This window comes from Streptomyces sp. NPDC002403, from assembly GCF_053593015.1.
In genome coordinates, this window is sequence record NZ_JBSFBQ010000026.1 from 106,682 (window position 1) to 117,638 (window position 10,957).

Consider the following 10,957-nt stretch of genomic DNA (forward strand, 5'->3'; position numbering starts at 1 on the left):
CGGCACTCTGAGCCCATGACCGACGTCTTCAACCACGCCCCGCAGATCTGGAACGCTGCGCAACTCCGCGAGGCGCTCAAGGACCTGCCCGACGACACACCCATCCACATCGGTGTCGCCGAAGACCCCGGCGACTTCGGCGGGTACCGCGAATCCGTCCTCGTCGACGCCCACCACGTCGAGAACTGGTGGCCAGCCACCGGCACCACGCCCGAACGGGCCGAGAAGGAGAAGGCGCTCACCCTCTTTGCCGACTGGACGCCCGGAGAGTACGACCTGCTCGATTGAACCTGCGAACCCGCGATGTCGCAGGTGAAGGACATCGTGCGCCCCGGCCAAACAGTGGGCTGGTACCGACGCCGTACACCGTGTTCGGGCCCTGGCCGTCGCCGCGCCCAGGCTCCGCACCGGGTGCGCCGGAGGCGTCGCCGGAGATGTGACGCCTTCTCCGCGTTGGGGCGACGGGGGTGCGGGTCTGGGCCGAGGGCGGCTCGTTCCAGACCTGATTGTTCCGTCGCACCGAAGGTTGAGCGTTCTCGCCGAAGACTGGTTGGCGGCTTCTTCCTCATTGAAGATTGAGCGGGCTGATCAGAGCAGGGTTGACACCGTGCCCAGCGGACATCCGGTGCGGTGCGAGGACATAACCCGGCCTCCGCTTGGCGCCAGGCGGGACCTGGACATTGCCGATCCGAGCGTCGGCGACTGTGGCCGATTCGCGCTCTATCCGGCGCGTGTTGCAGGGTGGTGGGCTGGTCGTCGTGTCGGGGATCATTGCGTCTGCTCTTGCCGTCATTGGAACACTGTTGGGTGCTGCCGTAGCGCACCACTATTGATCAGAAACTCAAAGGGTTCTCGTACAGGACGTAGCGGACGTGCGGGCCGCCGAAGTAGCCGCGGACGATGTGTGGTTGACGCTGGCGTCTATGGAAGAACCTGCGGGTTTCGGCGGCGAGTTCGGTCTGGTTCCTGGCCCGGTGGGTGTGGGGCAGGCTGCGTTTGAGGTCGGCATTGACCAGCTCGTCGGGGTTCAGCTCGGGTGAGTACGAAGGCAGGAAGTGCAGCTCGATCTGGTCCTTGTGGCCGGCGAGCCAGGCCCGGACGGTCTTCGAGCGGTGGGCCGAATGCCGGTCGACGATCAGGTGGATCTTCCGGTCGAAGTGCCCGACGAGCCGGGAGAGGAAGCGGCACATGACCTTCGCGTCGAACGACTCGGTGAAGACCATGAAGTGCATCCGGCCGCGGGTGCTGATCGCGGACATTGCGTTCACGGAGAACCGGTTCCCAGTCCGGCGGACGATGGGAGTCGTGCCCTTGGCGCCCCAGGTGCGGCCGGTGACCTGGTCCGAGCGGATCCCGACCTGGTCGCCGAAGAGAACCTCGGCGTTCTCCGCCTTCGCCCTGGCCCGGATCGTCGGCCAGGTCTCCTCGTGCCAGAGGCGGACGGCTCCCGGATCCTGCTCGACCGCCCGCTTGTCCGGACGCTGGAAGGTCAGTCCCCAACGCTTGAGGTACTTGCCCACCCCGGGCTCGGTAAACCGGACCCGGTACAGCTTGAAGATCAGCTCGCCTATCTGCCCCCGTGTCCACAGTTGACCCGAAAGCCCCAGGTCGGAGGGGATGTGATCGAGGACAGCCTGCCGCACGGCGGCCTGCTCGGCCTCCGACAGGACCTGATGCTCACCCACGCGACGACCCCGCGCGCGGGAGAGCAGTGCGCCCCGCCCGCCGGCCTGCCACTTCGCCCACCAGTTGTCCACGGCCCTGACCGACACCTTGAACAGGGCGGCAACCTCTACCCGGTCCCGGCCCTCCACCAGCGCGGAAACTGCCAGCAACCGCACGGCCTCCTGCGCGTCCGGCGACCAGGCCCGCGCATCCCCCACCAGATCACTCACACACCGTAAACGAGCCTGAACCCAAAGCGTTTCGGATCAATACATGAACTGATTCGAAACACGGCGCAGCTGCACCGACAGAAAGGTACCTTGCTCACTGCCACGATGTGGACGCGACGCGCACATCATCGCAGTCCAACGGCACCCTTCTGCTATCGGGGCATCAGGTCGCTAAATTCCACTGAACGCCCAGGACCTCAGCTGCGTTACATGATTAGGGCAGGCATGCGGCACCGAACTCGCCCACTGTCGGCCAGACCTGAAGTGTAAATTGATCGAAAAGGAAAGATAAATTATGCGGAAAATCCTAGGTGCCATTGCTGCCGTAGTGGGAAGCGCCGCCATGGTGGTCGCGACTGTGGCGCCCACTGCCTCCGCCATGCCCAACTCCGCAGGAGAGACCTGCTCGGAGATCATGCCCCTCGACATCTCGGCGGTCTGCATCAACGGCACCAGTAATGGCTACCGTGCCCATGTGGCGGTGTCCGTGGACCTCCATGGCCACATAGGGGACTTCAATCTTGAGTGTGACAACGGTCAAAATTTCGGAGACCTTGGCGCGTTCAGAATGGATAACTCTGACTACAGCTACATCTTCACCGTCGGGAATCAGGGCAGGTGCCATGTAACCCTGTATGTCAGGGATGCCGGATTCTCGATCTCTTCGCCGAGCATCACGCGCTGACAATAGCGCGACCGCGGCAGGATCAACGAATCACCCGTCCGGCGTGCTATCGACGCCGGACGGGCTACTCGCTCCGAATCGACAGGAACGAGTGGCACAGTGAACCTTTTTCATCCTGAATAGCCGCAGGTCATCAGGGTGTGGACGGCCTTGACGATGGTGCCGACGCGTCGGGTGGAACATCCGGTTCGCCGGAGGATCCGCCACTGCTTCAACTGAGCGAAGACGCGTTCGCCAGGCGCCCGGAGCCGGGCGTGGTCACGGTTGAACTGCTGCTGCTAGTTGTTCTGTCCATGGAGGTTGGTGACGGGGTTCACGGCTGAGTGATCTTAAAATGGGTGAGGGCCTTCTGGCCTGGTGTGGATTGCGACATCTGCACCGGCGACCAGAAAGGCCCTCGTGCCTCACCGTAATGCACCCCTGACCGAGACCGGGCGCCTGCGCCTGGCCCGTTGCGTCGTCGAGGACGGCTGGCCTCTGCGGCGGGCGGCCGAGCGCTTCCAGGTCTCACCAACGACAACCCAGCGATGGGCGGACCGCTACCGGCTGTATGGCGAGGCGGGCATGGCGGACCGGTCAAGCCGTCCGCACACCAGCCCACGCCGGACCCCGACGAGGACCGAACGACGGATCATCAAGGTCCGGATCCTGCGGCGGTGGGGACCGGCCCGCATCGCCCACCTGCTCGGCCCGGTGCCCTCGACCGTCCACCGCGTGCTGACCCGCTTCGGCCTGGCCCGACTCACGCACCTGGACCGGGCGACCGGGCGCGTCATACGCCGCTACGAACGCGACCGTCCCGGTGAACGTGGACATCAAGAAGCTCGGCAACATCCCCGACGGCGGCGGCCACAAAGCACTGGGCCGCCAAGCGGGCAGGAAGACCCCCTCCGGGGCCGGCTACAGCTACATCCACACCGCCGTCGACGACCACTCCCGCCTCGCCCACAGCGAGATCCACACCGACGAGCGCAAGGAGACCGCCACCGCATTCTGGACCCGGGCCCAGCAGTTCTTCACCTCGTGCGGCATCACCGTCGAACGGGTCCTGACCGACAACGGCGCCTGCTACAAGTCCCATGCCTGGCGCAACGCCCTGGCAGCCGCCGGGATCACTCACAAGCGAACCCGGCCCTACCGGCCACAGACCAACGGCAGGTCGAACGCCTCAACCGCACCCTGCTCGACGAATGGGCCTACGCCCGCCCCTACCGCTCGGAACAGGAACGACGAGACGCGTTCCCCCAGTGGCTGCACACCTACAATCACCACCGCGGACACACCGCGCTCGCAGGCAAACCACCCGCCAGCCGCGTCCCCAACCTAATCCGGTATTAGCGGTGCTCGGTGGCCGGGCAGCGTCGGGCGAAGACACCTATCCCCAACACGGTCCTACAGGCCTTCTGCGAGAGCGGTGCTCCACGGCACATCCCGGTCACCGCAGTACCGCCGGGCGTTGGCGGTCACGCGGGCGCCGGACGGATGCCTTCGTCTGACCAGGCGTTGATGCCTCGAAGCAGATCGGTGGCGTTCTGCGTCCTCGTGACCGTCAACACTGTCGCCTTGATCACTCGTTGGTGTTGGTGGTGCGAGCCCGCCGCACGGTGACCTCTCGATACGCCCGAGCTGCCTGAGCTCCCGCAATAGACCGAGGCCCGTGGGGTGAGCTGGTGCCACGAACAGCTACTGAGGTGGCGGACCGGCTTTCGTGCCGAGTCCTGGGATTAGGTCGCTGCGTGGCCCGCATGTGCTCGTGACCAGCACGAACATCTTCGCCATGGGGAGGAACATCTTGATCTACTGCGGTATCGACTGGGCGGAACGCACACATGACGTCGCTCTGGTCGATGACAGTGGCCAGTTACTGGCCAAGCGCCACATCACCGATGACGCGGCCGGCTACAAGATCCTGCTGAACCTGCTCGCCGAGTACGGCGATGCGGCGGAGAACCCGATCCCGGTCGCGATCGAGACCTCCCGCGGCCTGCTGGTCGCGGTGCTCAGAACGGGCAAGCGCACGGTATTCGCGATCAATCCGATGGCCGCCGCCCGCTACCGCGACCGGCACAGCGTCTCGCGCAAGAAATCCGACCCCGGCGACGCCCTCGTGCTGGCGAACATCCTGCGCACCGACATGCACGCCCACCGGCCGCTGCCGCAGGACAGCGACCTGGCCCGCGCCGTCACCGTCCTTGCCCGCGCCCAGCAGGACGCCACCTGGAACCGCCAGCAGATCTCCAACCAGCTCCGGTCTCTGCTGCGCGAGTACTACCCGGCCGCGCTGGTGGCCTTCGAACCCTGGAAGAACGGCCTGTGCCGTCCGGAGGCCCTTGAGGTCCTCAAAGCAGCTCCGACGCCAACCCGCGCTGCTTCCCTGACGTGCACGCAGTTGCAGGCCGCGCTCAAGCGAGCCGGCCGCCAACGCGGCATCGCAACCGAAGCCGACCGGCTTCGGGAGGTGTTCCGCGCTGACTGGGCCCACCAGCCACCCGCGGTCGAAGACGCGCTCGGCCAGCAGATGCTCGCCCTTGTGGTCCAGCTTGAAGCCGCCTGCACAGCCACCGACAACCTGGCCAAGGCGGTGGGGGAGGCGTTCCCCCAGCACCCGGACGCTGAGATCATCCTCAGCTTCCCCGGCCTTGGCGTCCAGCTCGGCGCCCGGGTGCTGGCCGAGATCGGCGACGACCGCACCCGGTTCGCCGACGCCCGCGGTCTCAAGGCATACGCTGGCTCCTCGCCCATCACGAGGGCCTCCGGCAAGAAGTCGAGCATCACTCGGCGGTGGGTGAAGAACGACCGGCTCAACCACGCCGGCTACCTCTGGGCCTTCTCCGCCATCACCGCCTCACCTGGCGCCAAAGCCCACTACCGAAGGCGCCGCGACGACCACGGAGACTGGCATGCTGCCGCCCAGAGAAACCTCTTCAACCGCATGCTCGGCCAGCTCTACCACTGTCTCCAGCACCGCAAGCTGTTCGGCGAACAAACCGCCTTCCCCATCGAACTCCCTGCCGCCGCTTGACGAGTTAGAACCCTGAGGTGTCTCACAGGGCAATACAGCTAGGGCTGTTCGCGGTGGCGGTAGTACAGGGTGCGGCCAGTGGCGCCGGCGCCCTGATAGGCACGGTCCGCAAGAATGAGGATCTGCCGGGTCGGGCATGCCTGGATGACGCCGTGGACGCGGGCCACGGTCAGGTCGTGAGTGCGTCCGGGGCCTCGTCGACGTACCGCCAAGCCGTCGCGGTCGAGATGCCGAACCTGGCCGCGAGCTGGGCGAACGTTTCGTTCTTCCGGAGATGGGCCAGGGCGAGCAGCGTCTGTTTGAAGCAACCAAGCTGTCGTCAGGGCGAGTTCAGTTCAAGCCTTCGGTCGTAGATGAGCCAGGAGACATGCTCGACGAGCTCGTACGGTACGTCAAGCATGGAGATAGGGAACCAACAGGGCCCCTCGGTCGCTGGTGTGATGAGTGAGATCACCACGCAAGCGACCAGGGGCCCTGCCCTGTCACGCCCCGCCCCGCCCACCAGGCCATTTCACCCTCCCGGCACAGGATGAAAGATGGTTCAAACCCCAGGTGCGGGGTGATGGGGCCCTCCGCCCCGACCATTTCCCGCCTGATCACAGGCCCGCGAACAGGTCTGGGCCCTGGCCGACAACGCCGCCCCCGACAAGGGCAACCAGGTCATCATGGATCTGGATAGGCGCTGGTGATTGCGTACTTGGACAATCAGAAGACCCCATCGACCTGGGAGTAGACGTTCGGTAGCCATCCGATCAGGGAGTTCGTCGACCACGGGGCGGGCGGCGTGTATGAGCTAGTGGCGGGCTTACTCAGAGCGGGGAAAGCGGGCAGCAACACCGTCGTCGGCCACATCACCGCCGCCCGACGGGCCCCGGCCCGGTTCCTGAAGAAGTACCGGCACATGCCACACTCTGGTCCGCACCGACTCCGGTGCCGACTCCCACGAGTTCGTCAACTGGCTCACCGCGCAGGGCCGGTGGCTCCCGATCAGTGGCTGCCTATCTCGCCGAAAGGGAGCAGAAGGTCCGCTTGGAGGGCTGTCACCGGGTGATCAGGACGGCGGCGAGGGCCAGGGCCCCGGGCAGCGCCTGGGCGATCAGGATGCGCCGGTTCGCGGTGGCGCCTCCGTACACGCCTGCGACCAGTACGCAGGCCAGGAAGAAGACCTTGACCCGGAATCCGGTCGGGTCGCCGGCGATCAGGCCCCAGATCAGTCCGGCCGCCAGAAAACCATTGTAGAGGCCCTGGTTCGCGGCCAGCGGCACAGTGGCGCGGGCGAGGGCGGCATCGAAACCGGAGAGTTTTCGACCTGGCCCCTTCTCCCACAGGAACATCTCCAGAACCAGTATGTACGCGTGCAAGGCGGCCACCAGGCCGACCAGGACATTCGCTGTCGTCTCCATCATCATTCCAATCTAATCCGAGCTTCACAGACAGGTGCCCTATATGCATGGACACTTGTCCAGGAGTCTGCTTGCGTATCCAGCGCCCGGGAAGCGACCTGCGCCAGTACGGCCGCCCCGGCGGTACGAGGCCTCAACGGCCCCCGCCCGGGCACCTCTGCCAAGATCCCGAGCGCCATGCGGCGCATCCGCCTGCGCGAGTAGGGGGCACGTCGAGCCGCCCCTGCCCAGACCTGCCCCACCGCCAATCCCTTGAAGGACTTCGTGGCTCGACTGAAGAGCCGGGAAGGTCACTCGTTGGCCCCCGGTGAACGAGTGGCCCGGCGAGGGCCCTCCACACATGTGCGTCGCACCCATGGATCTCCCGTCCGCAAGGCCCACGCAGTAACCACTTCGGGGTGATGTCCCGCGCAGCAGCGCGGATCATCCAGCCGCCCCACCGCGAGAAAATCCGCCGTCGCACACGGCCCGTGATCACACCAGCCCCCATGGGGACGCACCGGACGCGCGGGCACCACCAGTATCCCGTTCACCGGCCGCTTGTCGAAATCCACCATGTCCCTGTCCTGTACCAGCCGATCCTGCCCGGTGGGCGACAGCACGTCCGGACCTCATGCACGTACTACGCACAGTGGGAACCCAGGGATCAATATGCTCCCGGTTGTCTGCAAGCACTCTCGGGGCCCACGATTCCGAAGAGTTCTGGTACCACCCACGAGCCGCCGGCCCAACCCCTACCGCCACCCTCTCCGCATCCGATCTTCGACCTTGTCCAATACCAACTGCTGCCTCATGCGATCTCTCATGCTCATGACGCATGGTCATCTGTTCGATAGCACCCCCATCGCAGTCGCCCGAAATCGATCTCTCACTCCATGTCAGTAACACAGCACCACCACCGGCCAGCGAGTGATCGCATACATAGGCCGGTTCGCGACCCCAGACAGGTCATCAGCAGTCCCAAGGGGTTCCGGTTCCCGGCGGAGGTCATCTCCCACACGGTGTGGCTGTACTACCGCTTCCCGCTCTCCTTCCGCGAAGTCGAGGAGCTGCTCCTGGCCCGCGGGATCACCGTCGCCCATGAGGCGATTCGCCGGTGGTGCGACCGGTTCGGCCCCCCGCTACGCGGCCGCCCTGCGCCGCCGCCGGCCCCAGGCCGGCGACAAGTGGCACCTGGACGAGGTGTTCCTGAAGATCAACGGGGTGCGGCACTACCTGTGGCGGGCCGTGGACCAGGACGGCACCGCCCTCGACACATCCTGCTGCAGTCCAAGAGGGACGCGAAGGCCGCGAAGGGGTTCATGGCCAAGCTGATGAAGAAGCAGCGGAGGACATCCAGGGTGCTGGTCACCGACAAGCTCCGCTCCTACGGTGTCGCCCACAGAGAGTTGATGTCCTCGGTCGATCACCGTTCCCACAAGAGCCTGAACAACCGTGCGGAGAACTTCCATCAGCCGACGAGGCGGCGCGAACGTGCGATGAAGGACTTCCGCGCAGTCGGCAGAACCCAGTGATTCCTGTCCGCGTTCAGCCAGATCTCACCGTATTTCCGGCCCCGCCGCCACCGGATGACCGCCACCGGCTACCGCACCGAGATGCGCCACCGCTTCGGCACCTGGAACGAGAGCACTGGCACTACCGCCATGCCCACCGAGGCCTGAACCAGAGGCGGATACCAAGCTCAGCACACCCCCGCACACCCTCAAGTAACCACAGACCAGCAAATTGACAATGCCCCTGACAGCCATGAAACCCCGCGTCGCTACCAAGATCTGGAGTCTCGAGGCAACCCGGAACGGATCAGTGATCGTGTTACGACCTCAAAGGCTTGAACCAACGTGGTCACTCAGCCGTTGACCAGTTAGACAAGGCCGCACCCTGGTGGCCCACTCTCATCTGAATGGATATCCATGAGCGTTCGCACTGGTTCCCTGCTGGCTGTAACAATGGCAGGGTTGGCTCTGGCGGTAGCAGCACCAACAGCCGCTCACGCCGACGACAAGCTGATAATAAAGCACTGCAACACATCGAACGCAAGGGAATACCTGGAATTTCCGAACCGGGGAGGTTGGGCGTCTACAATTATCAACCCTGGCCAGTGCTGGCAGTCCCAGATCGGTGGACTGAGTGACGATATAGTAGTTGGCCATCGCTACTCCAACGGGCTGTGGCCTCAGGTATCGGTGAAGTATTTCAGCGACTACGGAGCCGACTTCGAATTCAAGTTCTGAGGCGCCAGGAGAAAGAATGGTCTTGATCGCTTGAATTCGCATACCACGGCGCCTCGTTCTTGTTGTTCCTCATCTCGGTCAGGATACGTAGCTGTCCGCGAACGGGCGTGCAGTGGGAAGTGGTCGGGTTGCCCGGAGGATCTATATCCCCCGGGCAACCCGGAGCATGAACGAATTCCGTCACTCCACTCTTGTCACCTCAAACGCGGTGTCCAAACCCAGGGGCGAAGGGCCCGGGGCGTCAGCTGGTGATGTGCTGCCGGAAGCGTGGGATGCCCTGCACAATCGAAGACACTTGCACTTCTTGCGGATCCAGCGAATACGGCCTGTTTCGACGAGATCGCGCACCCGGCCCCTCATGGACCGGGTGCGCGATCGGATCGAGACAAGTGCATGCTGGCACCGCCACCGACCAGCAGGCCCTACCCGCTCCCACGGTCGGGACGACCACCCGGGCCGGCAGACTGCGGGAGAGTCTCGCGTCTTCCCCTGGACCAGCAGGTGACCCAATACACGTATGTGGGGCGGGAGTTGCGGTGATGGTCACGCGTCGGCGACCGCGAGTACGGTGGCCACGCGACCACACCGTGCGGCAGGTCGCTCACGGCAAGGCCGACGGCCAACGAGGCTCCTGCACTGATGGGCTGAGACTTCCGGCATCCCTCACAACGACACAGGGGCCTCGCACGCGCACAGCGATACTGTCTCTCAATCAATCCGCACCTGAAGCTCAGTTACTGACTTCGGCGTATTAGGGTCTGCCCGGTCTGTCCAGAGCGAGGCCCGTCCCGGCGAGGAATCCGCCGAGGATGCCGTGCCGGTACTGCAGCGCTTTGAGCCGCCTGCGGAGCAGAGTCTCCAGCTCGTTGAGGGTGCGGGCGGCCAGGTTGGCCAGGCTCCGCTTGATGTGCGCCCACAGGCCCTCGACCGGGTTGAGGTCGGGCGCGTACCCGGGCAGCAGGACCACCGTCAGCCAGTCCCGCTCGGCAACGAGTGCCTTCATCGTCTTGGAGATGTGGGTGTTCAGCCGGTCCCACACCACGATCAGCGGGGCCTTGAGCAGTTGGTGGGCGCCATCCAACAGGCGTATGTAGTCCGCCTCGCCCAGCGAGCGACGCTCGCCCTTGCGGCCGGTATGCCGGCGCAGCCGGTAGCACAGGCGGGGCAGCTCGGACGGCGCATCGGCATCGAGGAATACCTCCACGAACCGCCCGTCGGGTCGGGCCGGCAGGCCCTGGAGGCCCGCATCGGTCACGCCGCCCTCCTCTGTCTACAACGCCGGAGCGAGATCGCCGAACCTGGCTTCCTCTTCTACCGCCGGGGCGAGCAGTTCATGGCTCAGACTCTCTGGGAGACACCATCCCCTACTTCCTCGGCGCCCCCATGGCCAGGCGCTAAAGCGCGCGGCTCGCCGCCGCGCGACGCGAGGCACGAGCAGCCGAAACCGTCCACCGCCAGGCCACCCAAGCCGCTCAGACTGGCCTCGCCGCTCTGTGGTGGGAAGCCTTCACGCTCGGCATGGTCCCGTCCGAAGAACAGCCTGAACGCAGTTCAGCCCTGGCCGCACTCCACGCCGCATTCACCGCAGGACCCGTACCGACAGGGGCCGACGGACAGACAGCCACCCTCAGTGGGCGGTTCGTGAGTTGATGTCCGTTCCGGACTTGGTTACTGCTTCTTGCTGAAGGTGCCGGGCTCGGCCTCAGTGAGGATGCCTATTG

6 protein-coding genes and 5 pseudogenes are annotated in these 10,957 nt (G+C 65.2%); 6 read left to right on the forward strand and 5 right to left on the reverse strand.

Features of this window, described 5'->3' with window-relative positions; genetic code table 11:
* Positions 1 to 288: DUF6225 family protein (locus tag ACWCPY_RS26080; RefSeq protein WP_451268806.1), on the forward strand; the 288-nt coding region annotated here is incomplete at its 5' end.
* Positions 289 to 833: 545 nt separating this feature from the next.
* Here ACWCPY_RS26080 and ACWCPY_RS26085 read toward each other — a convergent pair.
* Positions 834 to 1,895: an IS630 family transposase gene (locus tag ACWCPY_RS26085; RefSeq protein WP_451268808.1), complete on the reverse strand. Its 1,062-nt coding sequence runs from the start codon at positions 1,893 to 1,895 to the stop codon at positions 834 to 836.
* 295 nt (positions 1,896 to 2,190) lie between these two features.
* On the opposite strand from ACWCPY_RS26085, the gene ACWCPY_RS26090 reads away from it, so the two are divergent.
* On the forward strand, positions 2,191 to 2,580 hold the full coding sequence (locus tag ACWCPY_RS26090) for a hypothetical protein (RefSeq protein ID WP_451268810.1): 390 nt from the start codon (positions 2,191 to 2,193) through the stop codon (positions 2,578 to 2,580).
* A 110-nt stretch (positions 2,581 to 2,690) separates the two neighbouring features.
* Here ACWCPY_RS26090 and ACWCPY_RS26095 read toward each other — a convergent pair.
* A pseudogene (locus ACWCPY_RS26095) lies at positions 2,691 to 2,855 on the reverse strand (transposase family protein); the annotation flags it as partial.
* A gap of 124 nt (positions 2,856 to 2,979) precedes the next feature.
* Between ACWCPY_RS26095 and ACWCPY_RS26100 the strand changes: the two are divergent.
* Both ACWCPY_RS26100 and ACWCPY_RS26105 read left to right on the forward strand, forming a co-directional pair.
* Positions 2,980 to 3,918 (forward strand): annotated as a pseudogene (locus tag ACWCPY_RS26100) (IS481 family transposase).
* 439 nt (positions 3,919 to 4,357) lie between these two features.
* Entirely contained in the window at positions 4,358 to 5,602 is a 1,245-nt protein-coding gene (locus ACWCPY_RS26105; RefSeq protein ID WP_451268820.1) for an IS110 family transposase, read from the forward strand.
* Positions 5,603 to 5,685: 83 nt separating this feature from the next.
* On the opposite strand, the pseudogene ACWCPY_RS26110 reads toward ACWCPY_RS26105, so the two are convergent.
* Together ACWCPY_RS26110 and ACWCPY_RS26115 are read right to left on the reverse strand one after the other, a co-directional pair.
* Positions 5,686 to 6,059, reverse strand: a pseudogene (locus ACWCPY_RS26110) (helix-turn-helix domain-containing protein); the annotation flags it as partial.
* 583 nt (positions 6,060 to 6,642) lie between these two features.
* The gene (locus ACWCPY_RS26115; RefSeq protein ID WP_451268822.1) at positions 6,643 to 7,005 is read right to left on the reverse strand and encodes a DUF1304 domain-containing protein; all 363 of its coding nucleotides are present in this window, start codon (positions 7,003 to 7,005) and stop codon (positions 6,643 to 6,645) included.
* An 875-nt stretch (positions 7,006 to 7,880) separates the two neighbouring features.
* Here ACWCPY_RS26115 and ACWCPY_RS26120 point away from each other — a divergent pair.
* Both ACWCPY_RS26120 and ACWCPY_RS26125 read left to right on the forward strand, forming a co-directional pair.
* Positions 7,881 to 8,666: pseudogene (locus tag ACWCPY_RS26120) on the forward strand (IS6 family transposase).
* Positions 8,667 to 8,915: 249 nt separating this feature from the next.
* Entirely contained in the window at positions 8,916 to 9,236 is a 321-nt protein-coding gene (locus tag ACWCPY_RS26125; RefSeq protein ID WP_451268812.1) for a hypothetical protein, read from the forward strand.
* Positions 9,237 to 9,987: 751 nt separating this feature from the next.
* Here the strand turns inward: ACWCPY_RS26125 and ACWCPY_RS26130 are convergent.
* Positions 9,988 to 10,467, reverse strand: a pseudogene (locus tag ACWCPY_RS26130) (transposase); the annotation flags it as partial.
* Positions 10,468 to 10,957 lie beyond the last annotated feature (490 nt).

Coding starts and splice junctions, on each gene's coding strand:
- ACWCPY_RS26115 (WP_451268822.1), bottom strand. CDS start 7,005: ATGGAGACGACAGCGAATGTCCTGGTCGGCCTGGTGGCCGCCTTGCAC.
- ACWCPY_RS26105 (WP_451268820.1), top strand. CDS start 4,358: ATGGGGAGGAACATCTTGATCTACTGCGGTATCGACTGGGCGGAACGC.
- ACWCPY_RS26090 (WP_451268810.1), top strand. CDS start 2,191: ATGCGGAAAATCCTAGGTGCCATTGCTGCCGTAGTGGGAAGCGCCGCC.
- ACWCPY_RS26125 (WP_451268812.1), top strand. CDS start 8,916: ATGAGCGTTCGCACTGGTTCCCTGCTGGCTGTAACAATGGCAGGGTTG.